We start from the raw sequence: 22736 nt of genomic DNA on the forward strand, positions 1-22736 counted from the left end.
AGGGCACGGTATCACCGCGCCTGCGCCGGGGAATAGGGATTTGGATTTCAGATTAGTTTAAAAAAATTAAATTAATCTGAAATCCAAATCCTGATTTTTTTAAAGTGCGTTACCGCGAGGCAGAACTTCTTCAGGGAAGATGAAGTTTTCGTGGGGTTGGTCCGTAGGAGCCATCCAAGCACGAATGCCTTCGTTAAGCAGAATGTTCTTAGTGTAGAACGTTTCAAACTCAGGATCTTCAGCAGCGCGCAATTCTTGGGATACGAAGTCATAGGCGCGCAGGTTTAATGCTAAACCGACGATGCCAATGGAGCTCATCCACAAGCCTGTGACAGGTACGAACAGCATGAAGAAGTGCAACCAGCGTTTGTTGGAGAAGGCAATTCCGAAGATTTGCGACCAAAAACGGTTGGCTGTAACCATTGAGTAGGTTTCTTCTGACTGAGTTGGGTTGAAGGCGCGGAAGGTGTTTGCGCCTTCGCCGTCTTCAAACAAGGTGTTTTCTACGGTTGCACCGTGGATGGCGCACAGCAGCGCGCCGCCCAAGATGCCTGCAACGCCCATCATGTGGAACGGGTTGAGCGTCCAGTTGTGGAAGCCTTGCAGGAATAACAAAAAGCGGAAAATTGCTGCGACGCCGAAACTGGGGGCGAAGAACCAGCCTGATTGACCCAAGGGGTAAAGCAGGAACACCGACACAAACACGGCGATGGGGCCGGTGAATGCTAGGGCGTTGTAGGGACGGATGCCTACCAAACGGGCGATTTCAATCTGACGCAGGCAAAAGCCGATCAGTGCGAAGGCGCCGTGGAGGGCTACGAATGTCCACAGCCCACCGAGTTGGAACCAGCGGGTGAAGTCCCACTGTGCTTCGGGGCCCCACAGGAACAGCAGGGAGTGTCCGAGGCTGTTGGCTGGGGTGGAGACTGCTACGGTGAGGAAGTTGGCTCCTTCGAGGTAGGAGCTTGCCAAACCGTGGGTGTACCAGGATGTGACGAAGGTGGTGCCTGTTAACCAGCCACCGATGGCTAGGTAGGCGCAGGGGAATAGCAGGATGCCAGACCAGCCTACGAAGACGAAGCGATCGCGTTTGAGCCAGTCGTCGAGGACATCAAAGATGCCTCTTTCGTTCTGGGCGCGTCCGACTGCGATTGTCATTGGGGTAAAATCCTTTTGCTTGTTAAAAGACCAAGGTTTCTAATTAAAGTTAACATAACTATATATTAGAAGTTCAGAATTTTTCAACATAATTAGCAGGAGTTGATACACAATGCCGATCGGTCGATCGCGATCTCGTCAGCGAAGCGTGACGCTCGGTGGGCTAATTGAATTAAGATTTGGCTTTAAGGCTGTTTAATTTTATGACTGCAAAAACAATGACCTCGATCGATCCTGTCCTGCGCTACCCGGTTTTGGGCTCCCGCCGCTTCAGCAATTACTGGTGGGCGACGGTGGTCAGCATTGGAGGGACTGGTTTCCTGCTGTCGGGCATTTCCAGCTACTTGCACGTTAACCTGCTGCCTTTTGCTGACCCGACTCAGCTTGTTTTCATCCCCCAAGGCATTGCGATGGGTTTCTACGGTGTCTGTGGCGTGCTTTTGGCGCTTTACCTGTGGCTGACTATTCTCTGGGATGTCGGTGGCGGTTACAACGAGTTCGATCGGCAAACTGGTAACATTCGGATCTTTCGCTGGGGTTTTCCCGGCAAAAACCGCAAAGTTGATTTTAATTGCAAGACATCGGATGTGCAATCTGTGCGGGTAGACATTAAAGAAGGTCTCAGTCCCCGTCGCAGTATTTATCTTAAGCTTAAAGACCGCCGTCAGTTTCCCCTGACTAGAGTCGGACAGCCGATTGCTTTGTCGCAAGTGGAAAATCAAGCAGCCGAATTGGCTCGATTTTTGCAAGTTCCCCTAGAAGGACTTTAGGGATTTTTGATTTTCGATTTTCGATTGGTAATGTCTCGTAGGGTGCGCAATGCGCACCAAATCGATAAATATTGGGTGAGCACGAAGCGGTGCAAATTATCCCTGGTAAATCGATAAGTCTAGGGTGCGCATTGCGCACCTTACATCATTGAGTGAAAGTGAAAGTGAAAATACAAATGCAAATGCAAGTCAAAATTCAGCGGTGGTTGTTCTCACTTTTAATAATTGGCGCGTTGTTTGTCGGAGGCTGCGGTAATTCCCCTGTGGCAAACTCGACTCCCACATCGAATCCGGCGTCGGGTGAAAATATTTCTTTGTCTCCGTCTCCGTCTCCTGCTGCTGTAGCGGCGAGTTCGCAATTTAGCAATTTGCCACGATTGGAAGGAAAAGCAACGGTGGTGATGACGGTTAAAGGTGCTCCAATTACGATCGAACTCGACGGCACAAATGCGCCAATTACTGCGGGCAATTTTGTCGATTTGGTTCAGAAAGGAGTCTACGACGGGCTGGTATTTCACCGAGTAGTTCGGGAACCTCAGCCTTTTGTAGTTCAAGGCGGCGACCCCCAAGGTAAAGACCCTAAATTCCCTACGGCGCGGCTGGGAACTGGTGGTTTTATTGACCCAAAAACTACTGCCGAACGCAGGATTCCTCTAGAAATTAAAGCTAAAGGTGCTGCAAATCCGACTTACAGCGCGACGCTACAAGAAGCTGGGGTTAAGGATAAACCCGTGTTGATGCACAGTCGCGGGGCTGTTGCTATGGCTCGATCGCAGAGTCCTGATTCGGCTTCTTCTCAGTTTTACTTTACTTTGACCGATGTACCGTTTTTGGACGGTAGCTATGCGGTTTTTGGGTACGTGAAGCAAGGCATGGATGTGATTGATAAGATTGAAGCGGGCGATCGCATTGATAAGGCTACTGTTACTCAGGGTTTGGAAAATTTTAAGCCTGTTCAGTAGTCAATAGTCAGTCGTAACTCGTCATATCAATTCCGGTTGCACGATCGAGATGATTGTTGACTGTTGACGGTTGACTCGATTTTATTATTCCGATGCAACCGGAAACGATATCAATTGTTGCTCGTTGCTTAGTAGTTAATAATTAGTTCCAATCATAAATAACTAATAACTAATAACTAATAACTAATGACTAAAAATTTGGGAAGCTGAGGGCATTTGTGGATGTTGTTGTTACGGGAATCGGGCTGGTTTCTGCTTTAGGCACTCTGGATTGTAGCTGGAAAAGATTGTTGTCTGGGGAATCAGGAATTCGGCAACATCAACCTTTTATAGAACTGGAACGGCGACCTTTGGCTTTAATTGGCACAAAACCTGTCGATTTAATGAGTTTAATTCGACAGGTTTTAATAGATGCTGTGCAAGATGCTAATTTGACTTTGCCTTTGCGCGATTGCGGGATTGTGATCGGTTCTAGCCGAGGCTTCCAGGCAAATTTGGAACTGTTGGCAAGCGAAGGAAGTTCGGCAACGAGCAATGTACGGGATGTAACGGATGGAAGAAAGACGGAAGTTGGAAGAAGTCTGAGGGAATTGGGAAGAGGGAAGTCGCAAGAAGCAAGGGAATTCCCAATTACCGATTCCCAATTCCCAATTCCCAATTCCCAATTACCGATTACCAATTCTCAATTTGTGAATTTTTTGCCTCACATGGGGGCGATCGCAGCGGCGAGGGCAATTGGTTCGACGGGGCCGGTACTGGCGCCTATGGCTGCTTGTGCGACGGGTATTTGGTCGATCGCCCGTGCTGTTGATTTAATCCGCACTGGTGAGTGTCAGCGGGCGATCGCAGGTGCTGTGGAAGCGCCTATCACACCGCTGACTCTGGCTGGATTTAGCCGGATGGGTGCTTTGGCAAACACTGGGTGCTATCCGTTTGACGAAAATCGGGAAGGCTTTGTGCTCGGTGAAGGCGGGGCTTTATTTGTATTAGAATCTGCCGACTTGGCAAGGCGTCGTGGTGCTAAAATTTACGGTCGAGTTTCCGGTTTTGGCTTGACAAATGATGCTTGCCATGCTAATGCGCCGGATTTGGGGGGGGGAAGTGCGATCGCGGCGGTAAATCAATGTTTGAAACGCAGTAATTTAGAGGCGGTTGATATAGATTTTATTCATGCTCACGGTACTGCAACTGATTTAAATGACCGACACGAAGCACTGTTAATTGAGAAGTTATTTAACCGAGGAGTTGCTGTTAGTTCGACTAAGGGAGCTACGGGTCATACTTTGGGAGCTTCGGGAGCTTTGGGCGCGGCTTTTTGTTTGATGAGTATTAAATATCAGATGTTGCCGCCTTGCGTGGGAATGAAAAAACCGGGGTTTGAATTAGATTTTGTGCGCTGTACGCGATCGGCTATTGTCAGAAATGTGGTTTGTTTAAGTTTTGGCTTTGGCGGGCAGAATGCTGCGATCGTTTTATCGGGCGATCGTTAATTTTTGTAAACTCGGTCGAGCGGCATTTAAATTACACGATATCTCTACAGTTAAAATCTTCTGAGGTGGCCGGAGAAACCGCCCGCACATCCAATATAAATCTAAAAAATAGTACAATATTTAGGTATTTTAGTCAATTAACTCTGAATTTTGGTGATATTACTGCTGCTGCTGCTATGCTAGTCTGGCTCTGCATCCCGACCCAGATCCTTGCGTCCAAGCCTGGGATGTCAGAAAATAGAGGCAGATTAAAGCAGTATTGTATTTTATTAACGCATCGATGCCGATCGGCGAAAATAGAAGAAAGAAACTGTTGAAATTAAGTTTCAGGTATTTTAACATGGATCTGGTATTTCATCGATTTATGTCTTATTTTGAACCAGAGCAAGCTGCTCACCTTTGCCAAATAGCTGTTTTGGAGAGTTTTGCTGAAGAAACGTTGGTTTTTGAAGAAGGAGAAACAGCGGATTTTTTATATCTAGTTTTAGAAGGTAAAGTCGAGTTTAGCAAGCGAATTGAAAATCATAAATATCAAACTGTTGCTGTCGCTAAGCCAGACGATTATTTTGGTGAACTCGGAGTTTTAGACGGAGAACCACGCAGTGCTAGAGCTGTGGCAGTTGCAGGCTCGACTTTGGCCAAAATAGGCCGTGAAGAACTCATAACAACTCTCCAGTTTGCTAAAGGCAGTTCGGTACTGCAAATGTTTAGCTTCATTACTAAAAATTTACGGGATACCACGGATCAATATGTTAGCCAGTTGGTACATAAACAAAAAATGGTATTGGTAGGAGAAATGGTGAGTACAATTATTCACGATTTCAAAAGTCCTTTTACCGGAATTAAACTCTCCACAGAAATGCTCAAAGAAATGCACCCCGATGAGGAAACTCAGGAGTGGTGCGAACTTATTCAATTGCAAGTTCAGCGGATGTTGGGGATGGCTGAAGAAGTATTAGAGTTTTCGCGCGGTAATTCTGTATTACATAAAAAACCAATTAATTTAATTCAGACATTGCAGCAGTTTGAAAAGTTGAACAGAGTTTATTGTGAAGCAGCAAAAGTAGATTTAGCAGTACGGGTGACAGAAGTTATAGTGGAAGCGGATGAAAATAAGATTTTGCGCGTTTTACAAAATTTAGTTGGGAATGCTGTTGAGGCTTTTAGTGGCAGAGGGGGTCGGGTGGAGATTGCGGTGACACAAAGTGAGGAGTGGGCAGAAATTAGCATTTACGATAACGGCCCCGGCATTCCGCCGACAATTAAGGAAAAGTTATTTGAACCGTTTGTAACTTATGGCAAGCGGACTGGTACTGGGTTAGGAACGGCGATTGTTAAGTCGATCGTTGAGGCTCACAAAGGGAAAATTACTTATGAGTCAGAGGACGGGAAAGGCACAACTTTTTACATCCGCTTGCCGAAAATTATGGCTTGAGCAGATCAAATTTAAGTAGGTAGGAAGATATAGATTTAGGACTTTCTCACTAAGCCTCAGAGACTTAGTTGATGAGTAGATATCTTGTGATAAAATAATATTTTCTTAATCAACCGGGTTTAAGAGCGTAAATCCTAATACTGTGTAGCGACTTGGAGAATCAAGTATAATTGAATTAACGAAAAGCTAAAAATTTGATGCCCGTTACTATTCAAACCTTACCCACAGAAGTTATCAATTTAATTGCCGCTGGCGAAGTGATTGACTCGATCGCCGCAGCGGTAAGAGAATTAGTTGAAAATTCTCTGGATGCTGGTGCAACTCGCATCGTTGTTTCTGTTTGGCCGGAACAGTGGCGGGTGCAAGTTGCAGATAATGGTACGGGAATGGATCTGGAAAATTTGCAGCAGGCGGCTTCGCCTCATAGTACGAGCAAAATTACCACTGAAGCTGACCTTTACAAAATTGATACTTTGGGATTTCGCGGGGAAGCTTTGCACAGTTTAGCTCAGTTGGGCTGTTTGGAGGTTTTGAGCCGATCAAATGATTTGGGATTGGGAGATTTTTCGGAAAATCGAGAGTCGGCGCGAACCCCCGCCAAATCATCGTTTAACAAGGGGGGATTTGAAAATGCTCGATCGGGCTGGCGGGTGATTTACAACAACGCAGGCGTTGCTGTGGAGGTGGAAACAGCGGCGATCGCTCCTGGTACGGTGGTGACTGTTGATAATTTGTTTGGCAATTGGCCTGTGCGCCGCAGTTTTTTGTCACCGGCACAGCAAATGCGATCGATCCAATTAACCCTTCAGCAAATTGCTATTTGTCACCCGCACGTTAATTGGCAGTTGCGTCAAGGAAATACGCCTTGTTTGCACGTAACTCCTGGTAGCACTGCGGCACACATTTTACCTCAATTTGTGCGCGGTGTGCGATCGAGCGATTTGCAATATTTAAAGTTAGATTTGCCAGCCAGCCCTGCAAATAATAAAGCAGCAAATTTATTGATAGAAACTCAACTTGTTGGCGTTACAGTTAAACCTAATTACCAATTACCAGTTGCTACTTCCCAATTCCAAATGCCTAATTCCCAGTGTTTGGAGTTAGTAATTGGTTTGCCCGATCGCTGTCACCGCAGGCGGCCGGATTGGGTGAAAGTTGGGGTAAATCGGCGAGTTGTGCGATCGCCCGAATTAGAGCAAACTATTCTCAGCGCCTTTGCCCGCACTTGTCCGCGCGATCGCTATCCCGTGTGTTTTGTTCACCTGCAAATCTCTCCCTCGGAAATCGATTGGAACCGCCACCCGGCTAAGGTGGAAATTTATCTGCACGATCCGAGTTTTTGGCAAGAACAAGTTAGCGCGGCAATTAGTCGTGCTTTGCACCTAAATGATGAGGTTTTACCTGCTGCCCCAATTCCCGATAGAGTGGGACAATTGCTGAAGGCATCGGAACAAAAAAGTGCTTACAGTGTCGGGATTTCGGCTAGGCAGAATGATGAAGGTGGCGAACAGGAAAAAGCTAATAAAGTAGGATTGATGGAATTGAGGGCGATCGCTCAAATTCACAATACTTACATTGTTGCGGAACATCCGAGCGGAATGTGGTTGATAGAACAGCATATCGCTCACGAGCGCGTTTTATATGAGCAATTGTGCGCGGCTTGGCAGCTAAAATGTCTAGAAAAACCCGTAATTCTCAGTCAATTATCTGCACTGCAAATAGAGAATTTATCCCGCTTGGGTTTGGAAGTAGAAAGTTTTGGCGAACAGCTATGGGCCGCCCGCGAAGTTCCTGAATTGTTAGCCGATCGAGATGACTGTGCGGATGCGCTTTTTGAACTCAGTAAAGTCGCAGATTTGCAAGCTGCTCAAGTTGCTACTGCTTGTCGCAGCGCTATGCGTAACGGTACTCCTTTGAGTCTTTCCCAAATGCAAAATTTGTTGGATGAATGGCAGCAAACTCGCAATCCGCGCACTTGTCCTCACGGTCGCCCTATCTATTTTGCTTTGGAAGAATCGACTCTGGCTCGGATTTTTCGCCGCAGTTGGGTGATTGGCAAAAGTCACGGGATTTGAAGGTTAAAAGTTAAGCTGTAAGGTGCGCGTTACATACAAGACTGTTTTTTTTGAACCGCAGAGGGCGCAGAGAACGCAGAGAGGAAGAGAAGAGAGATGTTTTTAATATTTTTTTGGGCAACTGGATATTCGTATAAAATGTCAATTAAAATCAAATAAATCATAAATATGGATTTTCCGATCGCCCGACAACTCTTTTATCGAGAAATAAATCAGCCTGATGGCTCGATCGATTTGGCGAAAGCTGCTCTTTACATGGCTTTGGAAGAATACCCAAATTTAGAACCCGATGAGTATCTCAACGCTTTAGACACGATCGCAGATGAAGTGCGTGCTCGCCTGCCGGCACAGAATTATCCGCTGCGGATTCTTCAAACTATTAATGCCTATTTATACGGGGAGTTGCAGTTTTCGGGGAATGATGCTGATTATTACGACCCGCGCAATAGCTTTTTGAATGAAGTGATCGATCGGCGTACTGGCATTCCGATCTCTTTATCTTTGGTTTATTTGGAGGTTGCTAAGCGCATTGATTTTCCGATGGTGGGAATTGGAATGCCGGGACATTTTTTAATTAGACCGGATTTTGAAGATGCTGGCATTTTTGTTGATGCGTTTAACGGCGGGGAGATATTATTTCCTGAAGATTGTCAAGCCAGACTTTCTCAAATTTACGGCCAACCTATGAAGTTGCAGCCGGCTTTTCTCGCCCCGGTAAGTCGCCGACATTTTTTGGGGCGAATGCTGGGAAATCTGAAGGCGATTTACTTGCAGCAGCGAGATGCTGTGAGGGTACTTTTGGCGATCGAACGGATTTTGCTGCTGTTTCCCGATGCGCTGGGGGAACGGCGCGATCGCGGAATTCTCTATTATCAACTGGGACGCTTGGTGGAAGCGCGCCACGATTTGGAACTATACCTGAGAAATGCTCCGAATGCTCCTGATGCTGCTAGAATTCGCCAATTGGTCGATCGGCTCGATCGGGATCTTTGAACTTAAATTCGCTATATGTCGCACAGCACACTATAAGAAATAAAAGTGACATTCAATAAACTGCTGCCCGACGACCCAATTTCGCTTTTATCATTTTTGCAAAGGTATATAAAATTGTCAAAACGCTAAGTATAACATATTAATTAGCAATTAACACCTATCTTTTGATAGGTTGAATTTGCTGGACTTGACTGTAAAATTATAGGTCATTTACGGAAATCCTGATTCGACTTTCCCGACTGATATCCGCACTGATACCCGCACAGACGAGCGATCTAAAAAGTATTTTGACGTAAAGAGGCACAAACTCATGAACTTTCAGTTTCAACAAAGTTATCTCAACGGAATGCAACCGCTGTCAGCCCATTTAACCAAAAGAATGTCAAAGTCTTTATCATTAGGTTTGGCGCTTTTGCTGGGAACAAGTGCAGTATTCCTAAGCAGCGGCAAAGCCTTTGCATTAGATAATGTTACCGTAAAATACGGTGCTGTTGACGTAACATTACCGATGAGCGACTTGCAAAGCTTTGCACAAACCGGCCAAGCATCATCTCAACTGCAAAGCGTTCTGAGTCTTGCGAAACAAACTCCCCAGTCGATGCGCGAAATATTAACGCGAGAAGTGCCTTTAGATTCCCAATTAGTAGCGCGGCTAGCAAGCACTTATTTTGGGGAAATTGTTTTTAAACAATTGGGCGAGGTTGCTTATGCGCCGAGTGCTCGGCTTCAAAGCGTGCCCGCACTGCGCGATGCTTTAGTCGCCGCTTCCAAAGATGGCAAAATATCGCTGATTGAATTGATGCAAAATTACAGCCCTGCTGCTTTAGAAGTTGACGGCAATCAAGCGATGGTTATTTACGAACGAGTGATTAAAGATGTGCAAGATTTGCAAGCTTTGTATCAGAATTCCCCGGCTTTGCAAAATACGGCTAACCAAGCCGTGAATTCGGCGAGAGAAATGATTTGTCAGCCCACTCCATCGGGAAGTGCGAAATAAATAACTGAAGTTGGAGGGAAGGGGGAATGGGGAATTGGGAATTGGTGCTTTTTTTCCTATTAGCTCTAGCTTTCAGCTATTAGCAATTACTCATCACCCATTACCAATTCTTCGGCTACGCGAGGGTAAAAGTTCCCAATTACCCATTATCCATTACCCCTTACCCATTCTTTGAGATAGTTGCTCGGCTACCCGCTTGAGTCGGCGGAGTTGGTCTTTCATATCTTTTTCTGTCCAAGGGGCTGCAAAGCGATTGAAACCAAATCTAATTAAACGATTGGGAATTTGAAATTCAAAGCGGTTAATCAAGAGAGTTCCTTGGATTTGCGGCTGGCATTCCCAGCGATCGCATCCTTTGAAAAATCCGTCAAACCCCCAAACAATTAAACCGGGTTGTCGCTCCAACACAACACTCTCTAAAGAGGGTTGCAAAACCGGAATTTTTATGATAAATAAGCTGCGACTTCCTACGGTAGTATCCCATTCGCCCTGGGGATCGCAGCGTAGCAGGGGATTGAGCCACTTGTGCATTAAAGTGCGATCGACTATACATTGCTCCACCAGAGTAGCAGCAGCGCGAATTTCAATGGATTGCTCGAAAACTTGACGAATTGACATGAGAACCTGCAACAAGGAGGGTATTACAAAACTTTGCTTACTTGATAGTCCTTTATTTACTTGTAACGTCAATTTTCCCAGAAATTAAAAGATTGACACACTCATAAATACAGTGTATCATCTTGAAATAAAGTATATATACTGATTATGGAGTTAGTCGAAAGGCACATCATTAAACCAAATCATAGGTTTTATCGAGAAGCCGATAGACTGTCTTTGCTTTGCAAAAATATTTACAATAGCGCTAATTACATCTACCGTCAAAACTTTTTCGCTCGCCAACAAACAAACGCTCTGGCTGTTTATCACGCGCTCAAAACAAGTCATGATTACAAATCACTGCCTGCAAAGGTAGCACAAAGCACCCTCGGCTTAATGATCAAAGCATGGACTAGCTACTATCTGGGGGCGCGAAACTATCAGGAAGACACGACTAAATTTAAAGCCGCCCGGAAAATCCCTCATTATAAAGGTTCAAGAGAGCGAACAAGAGAGGAGGGGCGCTATGTTGGTGTATTTAATTGTCAAGCTGTCAGCAAAAAAGCATTAAAAAAAGGATATTATCGTTCCTCTGGGACTAATATTTGGTTGCCCTCAAAAGTCATCTCGCTTCTGGAAATCCGGATTGTTCCCAAAGTAGGTTGTTATGTTGTCGAGGTGTTCTCTGAAAAGTTAGAACAGCCTTTACAAATTAATCAGAGAGTAGCTGCTATAGGTTTAGGATTAAACAATCTGGCAACATTAACCTACAATGTTCCTGGGTTAGTACCGACAATCTACGAGGGACAGGGTGTTAAGTCAAGAAACCAATACTGCAATCAAGTTTCATCGGCATTGGAGTCATTGCTGCCCGTAGCGCAAAAAAACCGTAAAAAAGTCGCCCAATTGTGGCACAAGCGTAACTGTAAAGTGGATTACTACCTCTACACGACGAGTTCCGCAATTATTAAAGGACTGGTTAATCATCAAATGGGCTTGCTGGCTATAGGCGGGAACGATGATTTTAAAGATGGGATTAATACTGGTAAAGTTAATAATCAAAATTTTCCCTGTATTCCCCATTGCCGGTTTGTGCAAATGTTGTAGTACAAAGGACAACTTGCGGGAATTCAAGTTGGGTTAGGTGAGGAGAGTTACACCTCCAAATGTTCAGCTTTGGATTTGGAACCAATTTAACAACATTCCGACTACATTGGCAGTAGGGTAAAAAGAGGATTGTTCAGAACCCAAACTGGACGCTTCATAAAGGCCGATGTAAACGGTTTTTTGAATATTGGCCCAAAAGCAGTAGGAGATGGGTTGATCCCAAATTCGATAGAGGGTTTTGTAGTTAACCCAGTACATTAAAAGTGTACAAATATTAAATTTAGGCGATGCCTAGATTTTTTGGAACTATTATTAAAGTTTCGTCTTCTCCTTGTCAAATGTGACGTTAACCTGAGAAAAAAATGAATGAAACTTGGCAAGAAATAACTCAGCCGATATCGGGCCCCATAGCGGCTTTGTCCGATCGCATTTTGGCCCAGGCCCAGCCCGGGAATCCGCTGACAGATGCCGAACGCGGAATTAACAATTTCCTTCAGGGCTCAAACATTGAAAATCTCCTCTGGGCAGTCGGTATCCTGCTAATTGGCTTGATAGTATCAGCCCTCGTCTCATCTGTAGTCGGGGGATTGCTCAAGAAGACTACGATCGACAATCGGTTGGCTGCTTGGATTACCGGCCGACCGGAAGGAGCTGGAGCCCCGCAAGTGGAAAAATGGATTTCCGCAGCGGTGTTCTGGATCATTTTTATCTTTTTCCTAATTGCCTTTTTCAACCGCCTGAATCTAACGGCTGTCTCGCAACCCCTCAATACTTTTCTCAATCAAATTACCGGTTTCTTGCCGAAGTTAGCCGGCGCGCTAATTTGGTTGGGGATTGCTTGGGTGTTGGCAACTGTAGCCAAAATGGCCGTATCGCGGGCGATGCGGGCTTTTAGCGTGGACGAGCGCTTGAATCAGGAGGTGGGCGCAGCGCCCACTGAGCGCCCTTTGCTGCTGAGCGATACTGTGGCCAATGCGCTGTACTGGTTCATTTTTCTGCTGTTTTTGCCACTGATTCTCGACTCACTGGAAATGCAGCAGGCTCTGCTGCCGGTTAATAATTTACTCAACCAAATTCTGGCGGCAATTCCGAAAATTTTGGAAGCTGTGCTGATTGGGTTTGTGGGCTGGCTACTGGCTATGGTGGTGCGGCGGATTGTCACGAATCTGTTGGCCGCTGCTGGGGCGGACGGTTTGGGCGCTCGGTTTGGAATTTCGCGGACTTCGGGCGGACAATCGCTGTCGTGGATTGTCGGGACGATCGTCTATGTTTTGATTTTGATTCCAACGGCGATCGCAGCTCTGAACGCTTTGGACATTCAGGCGATTTCGCAGCCGGCAATCGCGATGCTCAACACGGTTCTGGGCGCGCTTCCCAACATTTTTACAGCAGCGCTAATTCTGGGGGTTGCTTACTTTTTGGGTCGCTGGATCAGCGATTTGGTGACTAATATCCTGACGGGAATTGGCTTTAACAATGTCTTTTCTTGGTTGGGAGTGCAACAGCCGAAACAGCGACTGCGGCTACCGCCGAGTTCGATCGATCCGGAGGCAACGATTCTTCAGGAACCGGAACTTCCGGCCCGCACTCCTTCTGAGTTTGTCGGCATCGTGGTGCAGGTGGGCATCATGCTGTTTGCTGTGGTGGCTGCTACCGATGTGCTGCGGATTCCAGCGCTGACTGCGATTGTTAGCGGTATTGTCCTGGTTGCAGGTCGGGTGCTGGCTGGTTTGGTGGTATTTGCGATCGGCTTGTATTTGGCGAATCTGGCCTTTAGTTTGATTGCCAGTTCTGGAACTCGCCAAGCGCGGCTTTTGGGCCAAACGGCTCGGATCGCGATTATTGCTTTTGTTTCGGCCTTGGCGCTGCAACAAATGGGCATTGGCAGCGATATTGTGAATTTGGCTTTCGGGCTGCTGCTTGGGGCGATCGCAGTTGGCATTGCTCTAGCTTTTGGTTTGGGCGGGCGCGAGATTGCGGCCGACCAAATTCGCGAATTGTTAGCGTCGTTTAAACAAGATAAGACGCCACGTTTGTAATTCTATAAAATGGCGTTTGTACTTGACAAACGCCATTTTTTATACTTTTGATTAAATACAGTAGATTCCACGTATATATGATACAGTGTATTTAGTACATAAGCGAAAGAAATGAAACCCTATTCGATCGAGTTGCGTGAGAAAATAGTTAAAATCTATGAACAAGATGATACATCAATTAGGAAAATAGCCGCCAGATTTGATGTGAGTAAAGGGTTTGTTCAAAAAATTTTAAAACAAAAACAAACGACTGGTCATGTTCAACCCGGAAAACAGGGTGGAAGCGCCAAAAGTGTGTTAAACTCGCGCCGGACGGAATTGACCCAGATGGTAGAAAAATATCCGGATAGCACGTTGTCAGAATATTGTGAATATTGGCGTTTGAACTACAAGGAAGCTGTCAGTCCTAGCATGATGTGTCGTGAACTACAAAAACAAAATTTGACGCGAAAAAAAAGACCATACGCAGTAGTCAGTCTGCCACTGAAAGAAGTACCTTCTGAGGTGTGAATATTGGGAAAAGGTGAAAAAAATTGACCCTGACAACCTGGTTTTTTTGCAGTAAATGGGCGTTTTATTGGGGTTTACACGAACCCATGCACCTTCAAAATGTGGTCATAGAGTCTACGATTTAAAACCCTTTTATCGGGGTGCAAAAGTTACAGTAGTCGGAGCCATCAGCTTAAAAAAAGTAGTAGGATTAAGAACCATAAATGGATCAATGGAGTGTCAGGCTTTTGAAGTCTTTATTCAACACTTTTTAGTCCCCAACTTAGGGGATAGTACAGTCGAAGTGAATTGATAATATACCAGCTCATAAGTTGGCGGTAATTGAACCATTGATTCCAGCGGCTGGTGCCAATGTCCTGAATTTATCACCCTATTCTCCGGATTTTAATCAGATAAAATTATGGTGATCACAACGGAATTTTTTTTACATCCGTTCTCACCAACAACTACCAAGATGGTTGACGTAATACTTGCTACGGCGCTTGATTTGGTCAATACCAAGCACTTCAAAAACTGGTTTACAAGCTGCTGATACTGTACTTCATAAATCTGGAATACGCTGTAATTATCAGCAACGGGAAAACACTCGCTCGACACCCCAACAGAAAGTGCAGCCGACTAATCCCTCAACAAACACCCAAAACGCGCATTGAGGCACTACAGTTAACAACACAATCTCATGAGACCAGGATGGCCAGAAGCGAAACATGAGCTCACTTTTGTTGAGTAAACTACTATGTTACAATCAGCTCTAACAATAATTAAGTTTTAAAACCGGCCTTAACCTCACGCTCAATTTCCTTGCGCTCCGTAGAATAACAATGACTCTCAACTTAGTTGGCTATCAATTCGTTGAAACCCTCCACAGCGGGATAAGAACTTCAGTCGATCGCGCTCGGAAGGATTCGGACTTTTCCAGCGTGATCGTCAAAAGGCTAAAGGCTGAGTATCCCACTCTTTCTGACATAACCCGCTTGCGACACGAATATCAAATCCTGCACAGCTTGAACGTAGAATCGATTGTCAAAGCCATTAGTTTAGAAAGCTATAAAAACGGTTTAGCACTGATATTAGAAGATTCAGGCTCCGAGTCTCTCAACGATTGGATGAATGGTAAAAAACTCACAATCATTCAATTTCTTTCTTTGGGTCTCCAGCTTGTCTCTGCCTTAGCAGAACTCCACAAACATAACATTATTCATAAAGATGTAAAACCACAAAATATTATCATCAACCCAGCCACTGAAAAAGTTAAACTTATTGATTTCAGCATCGCTTCGCGCCTGGAGCGAGAAAATTCGACGCTCAGCCATCCAGATTTGCTCGAAGGCACACTCGCCTATATGTCGCCCGAACAAACTGGCCGGATGAATCGGTCAATTGACTACCGCACTGATTTTTATTCACTAGGCGTTACCTTCTATGAAATACTCACAGGCGAGTTGCCCTTTAATTCCACAGACCCGCTGGAATTGGTACACAGCCATATTGCCAAAACTCCCATTCCCCCTCACCAGCTAAATCCTGAAATCCCACCACAAATTTCAGCGATTGCGATGAAGTTATTAGCTAAAAATGCTGAAGACCGCTACCAAAGCAATGAAGGACTAAAATTTGACTTAGAAACTTGCTTGCTCAAACTACAGGCTAGCGGATATATTTCCAACTTTGTTGTTGGAAGTGCGGATAAAGCAGGGCAATTAAATATACCGCAAAAGCTCTACGGTCGCAACCAAGAAATTGAAAAACTTCTAGAAACTTTCGATCGCGTTGCCAGTGGCACAACCGAATTAATGCTGGTTTCCGGTTATTCCGGGATAGGCAAAACAGTTTTGGTCAATGAAGTTCACAAACCCATTGTGCGGCAACGAGGCTATTTTATTGCAGGTAAATTTGACCAGTTCAAGCGCAATATTCCTTATGCTTCCCTGATTCAAGCATTCCAATCCTTAACTCAGCAACTTCTAACCGAAAGCGAAGTAGAAATCCAAACTTGGAAAGAAAAACTTTTATCCGCTTTAGGCGATAACGGACAAGTCATCATTGATGTTATCCCTGAAGTCGAATTAATTATTGGCAAACAGCCACCCGTAGCAGAACTAGGGGCAACTGAAGCTCAAAACCGTTTCAGCCGAGTCTTTAAACAATTCATTGGCGTATTTACGACTATTGACCATCCCTTAGTTATCTTCCTCGATGACTTGCAGTGGGCGGATTCAGCATCGTTGAAGTTAATTGAATTGCTAATAACTGATTCTGATAGCAAGTATTTATTGCTGATTGGGGCATATCGAGATAACGAAGTTTCTCCAACTCATCCGACGATTCAAACAATTGACAAGATTCGCCAAACTGGTGCGACGGTGAATAATATTGTCCTTCAACCATTACACCTAGTTCATGTCGAAGAATTAATTGCGGATACTTTAAATGAATCTGGCGGTTCGGAATCCCTGTCTGTAAAGACGCGAAATTTCGCGTCTCTACTTTTTAATAAAACGCAGGGCAATCCTTTCTTCTTAAGTCAACTCCTCAAAACTCTATATCAAGAAGATTTGTTGACTTATGATTTATATTCTGGCGTGTGGCAATGGAATATCGAGCAAATTCAAGCGATCGGCATCACCGATTACAATGTTGTCGAACTAATTGCTAGAAACATACGCAAATTGCCCGAAGATACACAAAAAGTATTAAAATTTGCTGCTTGTATTGGCAACACTTTTAACTTAGAAGTTTTGGCGATTGTCAATCAGGAATCTTCCTTAGTCACGGCAGCGCAATTGTGGGCAGCACTTCAAGCTGGGTTGATTTTACCTTTGAGCAATGAATACAAAATTCCCCTCGTATTTAGTCAGGAAGAATCGGGCGGTTTTACCTTAACTGATGTGAAGGTTGACTACAAATTTTTACATGACCGAGTGCAGCAAGCTGCCTATTCTTTGATTCCCGATGAGCAGAAAAAAGAGACCCACTTAAAAATCGGTCAACTGCTGCTGCAAAGTACAACGCCTGAAGACCGAAAAGAAAATATTTTCGCTTTAGTTAACCAACTCAATTATGGTACTGACTTACTTACCAATGAATCCCAAAAATATGAACTAGCCCAATTGAATCTAATTGCAGGTCAGAAAGCGAAAGCTGCTACAGCCCACGATTCCGCCGTCAAATATTTGCAAGTGGGTTTATCTCTGTTAGCGGTAGATAGTTGGGACAATCAATATGAACTGGCTTTAAGGCTGCATGAAGAAGCAGCAGAGTCAGCATATTTGAGTGGTGATTTTGACCGAATGCAGAGATTCGTTGAGATAGTACAAAACTGCGCCAAAACGCTATTGGACATAGTAAAAGTGTACGAAGTCCAGATTCAAGCTTATATGGCGCAGAACAAGCTGGTCGAAGCATTGAATACGGGGCTGCAAGTCTTAAAGCAGTTGGAGGTAGAGTTTCCCGACTCGCCAAACCCATCTGATATTGGGCAGGCGCTGGGGGAAACTGCGGCAATTTTGAGCGGAACTCGAATTGAGGACTTAATCGATCTTCCTGAAATGACCGATCCTTATCAATTAGCAGCGATCAGGATTTTGTCAAGTATATTTTCTGCTTGCTATTCTGGAATGCCCGTACTGGTGCCTTTAACAGTGTGCAAACAAATCGATTTATCCGTTCAATATGGCAATGCTTCTGTGTCTCCCTTTGCGTATGCGGTATACAGTCTTCTTCTTTGCGGGGCGGTAGGAGATATTGAGCGGGGCTATGAGTTCGGTCAATTAGCTTTACGTCTAGTGTCAAAGTTAAATGCCAAAGAAATCGAAGTCAAGACTTGCCACTTAGTGTATGCTGCCGTTCAACATTGGAAAGAACACGTCCGAAATACCTTAGAACCTTTCCTGGCAGCTTTCTCTACTGGGCTGGAAACTGGAGATTTAGAATATGCTGGCTATGCCGTCATGGTGTGGAGTCATTACTCGTTTTTTGTGGGCAAGCAACTAATGCAGCTCCAACGAGAGATAGCAACTTACACAGATGCCATTCATAAAATCAACCAAGAAACAGCGCTTAATAATACAAAAATCTGTTGGCAAGCCGTCTTAAACATGATGGGAAGAAGCGAAAATATATGCCAGTTAAAGGGGGAAATCTACGACGAAGATAAAATGCTGCCGCTATATCAGCAAACCAACAACCAACTGGCAATTCATTACTTATACTTGCACAAACTTGCGCTGTGTTATGTGTTTGAGAATTATGCGGAAGCTTTAAAAAACATCCCTCAAGTAGAAAGTTCTTTCGGATCGTCTACAGGGCAGCTAACTGTTGTTATCTTCTATTTCTACGATTCTCTAGTACGGCTAGCTGTGTATCCTGAAACTTCGCAGTCCGACCAACAGGACATTCTTAACCGAGTACAAGCCAATCAAGAAAAATTGCAAAAATGGGCGCATTATGCCCCAATGAATCATCTACATAAATTTTATTTAGTAGAGGCAGAAAAAAATCGTGTTTTAGGCGAAAAAGTAGAAGCGATCGAGATGTACGACAAAGCGATCGCTCTTGCCAAAGAAAACGAGTACATCAACGAAGAAGCACTAGCTCACGAACTCGCTGCTAAATTTTATTTTTCATGGGGTAAAGAAAAGATTGCCCGCACCTACATGACCGATGCTTATTATGCCTATATGCGCTGGGGAGCTTTAGCTAAAGTTAAACATCTAGAAGAAAAATACCCGCAATTAATAGCGCGATCGCCTGCGGTCACCGAAACCCCTTTCGATCCTAAGATGACAATTCCTCCTTTGACCATTACAGGCGCTCAAACAGAGTTGCTAGACTTGGCAACTGTAATGAAAGCATCGAGTGCCATTTCTAGCGAAATTGTTCTACCTAACTTGCTCACCAAGTTAATGAAAATTTTGATAGAAAACGCAGGCGCTGAAACTGGATCGCTTATTCTCTTAAAAGAGGGTCAACTGGTTATAGAAGCGGCGGGGACTAAAGATGGAGTCCGAGTGCTGGAATCTTTACCAGTATCAACTTCTGGGCTAGTGCCTATCTCGGTACTTAATTACGTCACCAGAACTCAGAAAGATGTCGTTTTAAATGATTCGGGCCGCGAGGAAATCTTTAACGCCGACCCCTACATTACCCACCACAAACCAAAATCAATTTTGTGTGCGCCTATCCTATATCAAGGTAAGTTAACTGCCATCCTGTACCTAGAAAACAACGTGATTGCTGGCGCTTTCACGCCGAAGCGGGTAGAAGTGTTGCGGATGCTATCGGGACAAGCTGCGATCGCCTTAGAGAATGCCAACCTCTATCACACTTTAGAAGTCAAAGTAGAAGAGCGAACCGAGGAATTAAAAGCCAAAAATACGCGCCTAGAAGTAGAAATTCAAGAGAGACAGCGAGCCGAGCAAGCCGCCGAAGCCGCAAACCGCGCCAAAAGCCAATTTCTCGCCAACATGAGCCACGAACTTCGCACACCGCTCAACGGCATTTTAGGTTATACCCAAATCCTCAAACGAGACACAGGTTTAACCAGTCAGCAAAATTCTGGTATTAACATCATTCATCAGTGTGGCGAACACCTCCTAACTCTGATCAATGACGTTCTAGACCTCTCCAAAATCGAAGCCGGAAAAATGGAACTCTACCTCACCGAGTTTCACCTGTCAGACTTTCTCCAAGGCATTACAGAAATCTGCCAGATTCGCGCCCACCAGAAGGGAATCTCTTTGATTTACGAACCGCTAACTCCACTTCCCACTTGCGTCCAAGCCGATGAAAAAAGATTGCGGCAAATTCTCATCAACTTACTCGGTAATGCCATAAAATTCACCGAAAAAGGAGGCGTTAGTTTTAAAGTAGAAAGATTAGAGACTCAGCAATCTTTGCCATCACCCATCGCCAATCCCGAATCCTTAACAGCGAAATTTATTTTCCAAGTAGAAGATACAGGCATTGGCATCGCGCCGGACGAACTCTCAAAAATATTTTTGCCCTTCGAGCAATCCAGCGGTTCAGTTAGCCAGATAGAGGGGACAGGATTAGGGCTGCCAATTAGTCGCCAATTAGTGGAAATGATGGGCGGCGAACTGAAAGTACAAAGCTCTTTAGGTAAAGGCAGTATTTTCTGGTTTGAGTTAGAGTTGCCTATTACGGAAAGCTGGGAAGGGTATCAAAAAGAACCTGAAAAAATTATCAGGGGTTTCTCAGGCGATCGGCGGAAAATTTTAGTCGTTGACGATCGCTGGCAAAATCGCTCTGTCCTCGTTAATCTTTTAGCTCCCATTGGGTTTGAATTAATGGAGGCAACGGACGGTCAAGACTGCGTGAATAAAGCGCTGTTATTTCAACCGGACTGTATTATAATTGACTTAGTAATGCCAGTCATGGACGGCTTTGAAGCGGTGAGGCGGCTCAGAAAAATCCCTCCATTGAAGGATGTAATCGCGATCGGAACTTCTGCTAGCATTTTATCCGGCGAACCCCAAAGCATTTTCCAGGCTGGTTGCAACGCTTTTCTCCTCAAACCAATTCGGGCAGAAAAGTTATTAGAATGCTTGGGCCACCATTTACGTTTAGAATGGGTTTATGATGAGCGAACAACTTTCAGTTCCGAAGGTATCTTCACCCATCCCCCTTCTCAAATCCAAGACCAACAACTGATTGCTCCCCCTTCGGAAGAAGTTGCAGTCCTGTTCGATTTAGCCATGAAAGGTGAACTCCTCAGTATTGAGAAGCGAGCCAGCAAGCTGAAGGCAATAGATATGCGTTATGCACCTTTTGCCAATCAGTTGCTTGAATTAACCAAAAACTTTGAAGAAGACAAATTAGTAGAATTTGTTCAACAGTTTAGATGAGGACTAAAAATGACTAGCGAATCTTTAGACAGAGGAACTATTTTAATTGTGGATGATACGCCCACTAATCTGGGTTCAGTATTGGATTTTTTGAGTACATCTGGCTTCACTGTTTGGGTAGCTCGCAGTGGGTCTAATGCTCTCAAAAAAGTGCAATATTGCCAGCCGGATTTAATTTTGTTGGATGTTCTGATGCCAGAAATGGACGGATTTAAAACCTGTCAACATCTAAAAGCTAATGACTTAACTAAAGATATCCCTGTCATTTTTATGACCGCGCTGGACGATACAGAAAGCAAAGTCAAAGGCTTTAATGTGGGGGGAGTTGATTATATTACTAAGCCCCTTCAACAGGAAGAAGTTTTAGCTCGGGCTATCACGCACCTGAATCTGCGAAATCTAACTAAAAAGCTTCAGGCGCAAATTGTCGAGCGCGAGCGAGCGCAAGCCGACCTACAAGTTTTGACACAAGAGCTAGAGAGGCGAGTAGAAGAGCGCACCGCTGAACTTTCCCAAACGAATGAACGCCTCAAGCAGGAGGCTGCTGAACGCAAGCTTGCACAAGCAGCTTTGCAAGCATCGGAAGCGCGAGAGCGACACAAAGCCCTACAGCTCGAAAATTCCCTGCACGAACTCAAGCTGGTGCAAAGCCAGCTCATTCAGAGCGAAAAAATGTCCGGGCTAGGCCAACTCGTAGCTGGCGTCGCCCATGAAATCAATAATCCAATTAATTTTATTTATGGAAATCTTTCCTATGCTCTGGAATATTCAAAAACTTTGGTCACTATCCTTGACCTCTACGAAAAGCACTATCCTAATCCGGCTCCAGATATACAAGCAGAAATCGTGGCAAGCGAGCTAAATTATCTCAAAGACGACTTGCCTAAAATGTTCAAATCGATGTACTTAGGAGCCGATCGCATCCGCGAAATCGTTTTATCTTTGCGCCTCTTCGCACGGCAAGAAGGATATGAAATGAGATCGGTCAACCTTCACGAAGGCATTGACAGCACGTTAATGATTTTACAGAGCCGACTAAAATTTAAGTCAGACCGCCCCTCGATTGAAGTGGTGCGGGACTATTGCCCAAACCTGCCTGAAGTGGACTGTTATGGGGGAGAAATGAATCAGGTATTTATGAATGTACTTGCAAATGCGATCGATGCTATTGACGAGTGGAACACGCAGAGATCGCTAGAAGAAATTAAAGCGAATCCTAGCGTGATTCGGATTAGCACAGAAGTAACAAGCAGCAATTGCGTAGCTGTCCGAATTGTGGACAATGGGCCAGGGATCTCGGAAGAAGTTCGTCGCCACGTATTTAACCCGTTTTTTACGACAAAACCCCCCGGTAAGGGCACAGGTATTGGGCTATCGATTAGCTGGCAAATTGTAGTGGAAAAACACCGGGGAAGCTTGGGGTGTATTTCTGCACCAGGCGGGGGAACAGAGTTTACTATTGAGATTCCGATTCGGCAGGAGTCTCCTGTCTTGTCGCTGTCAGCTTGATGTTCGGCAAAAAGTTAGTGAATCTATGGGGTTGATTTTTTAGAACAATTTCAGGATAGCAAGTTTAAAAATTTAGGGGCTATCGCGCTTCGATGTTACTCTCTAACCCACCACTGATTTCTCACCTACAGAATGAAGTATTCGGGTGCGATCATTGGTAACAAGTTAGAAAGGAGTAGATTTTGTCAATACCTCTTTCTGCAGAAATATTATGGAACAATAATGATA

At 44.8% G+C, this 22736-nt stretch carries 14 protein-coding genes; 12 read left to right on the plus strand and 2 right to left on the minus strand.

The features are described from left to right. Nucleotides 1-99 precede the first annotated feature (99 nt). Nucleotides 100-1158 carry a photosystem II D2 protein (photosystem q(a) protein) gene (gene psbD / locus QUA25_RS16080; protein ID WP_333039525.1) on the minus strand — a complete coding sequence of 353 codons (1059 nt, stop codon included), beginning with the start codon at nt 1156-1158 and terminating at the stop codon, nt 100-102. A gap of 203 nt (nt 1159-1361) precedes the next feature. Here psbD and QUA25_RS16085 point away from each other — a divergent pair, with 203 nt between their 5' ends. The 7 genes from QUA25_RS16085 to QUA25_RS16115 all read left to right on the plus strand — a co-directional run bounded on the left by QUA25_RS16085 (nt 1362) and on the right by QUA25_RS16115 (nt 9880). Continuing rightward, a complete protein-coding gene (locus QUA25_RS16085) occupies nt 1362-1928 on the plus strand; it encodes a photosystem I assembly protein Ycf4 (protein WP_333039529.1) in 567 nt (188 codons plus the stop codon). Nucleotides 1929-2104: 176 nt separating this feature from the next. Next, a complete protein-coding gene (locus tag QUA25_RS16090) occupies nt 2105-2890 on the plus strand; it encodes a peptidylprolyl isomerase (RefSeq protein WP_333453084.1) in 786 nt (261 codons plus the stop codon). Nucleotides 2891-3108: 218 nt separating this feature from the next. Further along, on the plus strand, nt 3109-4380 hold the full coding sequence (locus QUA25_RS16095) for a beta-ketoacyl synthase N-terminal-like domain-containing protein (protein ID WP_333039535.1): 1272 nt from the start codon (nt 3109-3111) through the stop codon (nt 4378-4380). 340 nt (nt 4381-4720) lie between these two features. Further along, nucleotides 4721-5815: an ATP-binding protein gene (locus QUA25_RS16100; protein ID WP_333039537.1), complete on the plus strand. Its 1095-nt coding sequence runs from the start codon at nt 4721-4723 to the stop codon at nt 5813-5815. 197 nt (nt 5816-6012) lie between these two features. Further along, nucleotides 6013-7890 (plus strand): DNA mismatch repair endonuclease MutL, encoded by a 1878-nt coding sequence (gene mutL / locus QUA25_RS16105; RefSeq protein WP_333039539.1) that lies wholly within the window; start codon nt 6013-6015, stop codon nt 7888-7890. 168 nt (nt 7891-8058) lie between these two features. Beyond that, the gene (locus tag QUA25_RS16110) at nt 8059-8883 is read left to right on the plus strand and encodes a transglutaminase family protein (protein WP_333039541.1); all 825 of its coding nucleotides are present in this window, start codon (nt 8059-8061) and stop codon (nt 8881-8883) included. Between the two features lie 310 nt (nt 8884-9193). After that, the gene (locus QUA25_RS16115) at nt 9194-9880 is read left to right on the plus strand and encodes an alpha/beta hydrolase (protein ID WP_333039543.1); all 687 of its coding nucleotides are present in this window, start codon (nt 9194-9196) and stop codon (nt 9878-9880) included. 153 nt (nt 9881-10033) lie between these two features. Here QUA25_RS16115 and QUA25_RS16120 read toward each other — a convergent pair whose 3' ends face one another. Beyond that, complete coding sequence (locus QUA25_RS16120; RefSeq protein WP_333039545.1) at nt 10034-10498, minus strand: SRPBCC family protein; 465 nt, start codon at nt 10496-10498, stop codon at nt 10034-10036. A gap of 147 nt (nt 10499-10645) precedes the next feature. Here QUA25_RS16120 and QUA25_RS16125 point away from each other — a divergent pair, with 147 nt between their 5' ends. The 5 genes from QUA25_RS16125 (at nt 10646) to QUA25_RS16145 (ending at nt 22508) form a co-directional block, all read left to right on the plus strand. Then, nucleotides 10646-11584: a transposase gene (locus QUA25_RS16125; protein WP_333039546.1), complete on the plus strand. Its 939-nt coding sequence runs from the start codon at nt 10646-10648 to the stop codon at nt 11582-11584. Nucleotides 11585-11946: 362 nt separating this feature from the next. Beyond that, entirely contained in the window at nt 11947-13623 is a 1677-nt protein-coding gene (locus tag QUA25_RS16130) for a mechanosensitive ion channel (RefSeq protein WP_333039548.1), read from the plus strand. Nucleotides 13624-13734: 111 nt separating this feature from the next. After that, on the plus strand, nt 13735-14133 hold the full coding sequence (locus tag QUA25_RS16135; protein ID WP_333039549.1) for a transposase: 399 nt from the start codon (nt 13735-13737) through the stop codon (nt 14131-14133). A gap of 821 nt (nt 14134-14954) precedes the next feature. Beyond that, on the plus strand, nt 14955-20999 hold the full coding sequence (locus tag QUA25_RS16140; RefSeq protein WP_333039550.1) for an AAA family ATPase: 6045 nt from the start codon (nt 14955-14957) through the stop codon (nt 20997-20999). A gap of 9 nt (nt 21000-21008) precedes the next feature. Next, nucleotides 21009-22508, plus strand: a complete 1500-nt coding sequence (locus QUA25_RS16145; RefSeq protein WP_333039553.1) for a response regulator — start codon at nt 21009-21011, stop codon at nt 22506-22508. The last annotated feature ends 228 nt before the right edge of the window (nt 22509-22736 follow it).

Origin of the sequence: Microcoleus sp. Pol17C6 (assembly GCF_036701145.1) — a bacterium.
GTDB lineage: Bacteria > Cyanobacteriota > Cyanobacteriia > Cyanobacteriales > Microcoleaceae > Microcoleus.

Coding starts and splice junctions, on each gene's coding strand:
- psbD (WP_333039525.1), bottom strand. CDS start 1,158: ATGACAATCGCAGTCGGACGCGCCCAGAACGAAAGAGGCATCTTTGAT.
- QUA25_RS16110 (WP_333039541.1), top strand. CDS start 8,059: ATGGATTTTCCGATCGCCCGACAACTCTTTTATCGAGAAATAAATCAG.
- QUA25_RS16125 (WP_333039546.1), top strand. CDS start 10,646: ATGGAGTTAGTCGAAAGGCACATCATTAAACCAAATCATAGGTTTTAT.
- QUA25_RS16120 (WP_333039545.1), bottom strand. CDS start 10,498: ATGTCAATTCGTCAAGTTTTCGAGCAATCCATTGAAATTCGCGCTGCT.
- QUA25_RS16115 (WP_333039543.1), top strand. CDS start 9,194: ATGAACTTTCAGTTTCAACAAAGTTATCTCAACGGAATGCAACCGCTG.
- QUA25_RS16145 (WP_333039553.1), top strand. CDS start 21,009: ATGACTAGCGAATCTTTAGACAGAGGAACTATTTTAATTGTGGATGAT.
- QUA25_RS16085 (WP_333039529.1), top strand. CDS start 1,362: ATGACTGCAAAAACAATGACCTCGATCGATCCTGTCCTGCGCTACCCG.
- QUA25_RS16090 (WP_333453084.1), top strand. CDS start 2,105: ATGCAAATGCAAGTCAAAATTCAGCGGTGGTTGTTCTCACTTTTAATA.
- QUA25_RS16130 (WP_333039548.1), top strand. CDS start 11,947: ATGAATGAAACTTGGCAAGAAATAACTCAGCCGATATCGGGCCCCATA.
- mutL (WP_333039539.1), top strand. CDS start 6,013: ATGCCCGTTACTATTCAAACCTTACCCACAGAAGTTATCAATTTAATT.
- QUA25_RS16100 (WP_333039537.1), top strand. CDS start 4,721: ATGGATCTGGTATTTCATCGATTTATGTCTTATTTTGAACCAGAGCAA.
- QUA25_RS16140 (WP_333039550.1), top strand. CDS start 14,955: ATGACTCTCAACTTAGTTGGCTATCAATTCGTTGAAACCCTCCACAGC.
- QUA25_RS16135 (WP_333039549.1), top strand. CDS start 13,735: ATGAAACCCTATTCGATCGAGTTGCGTGAGAAAATAGTTAAAATCTAT.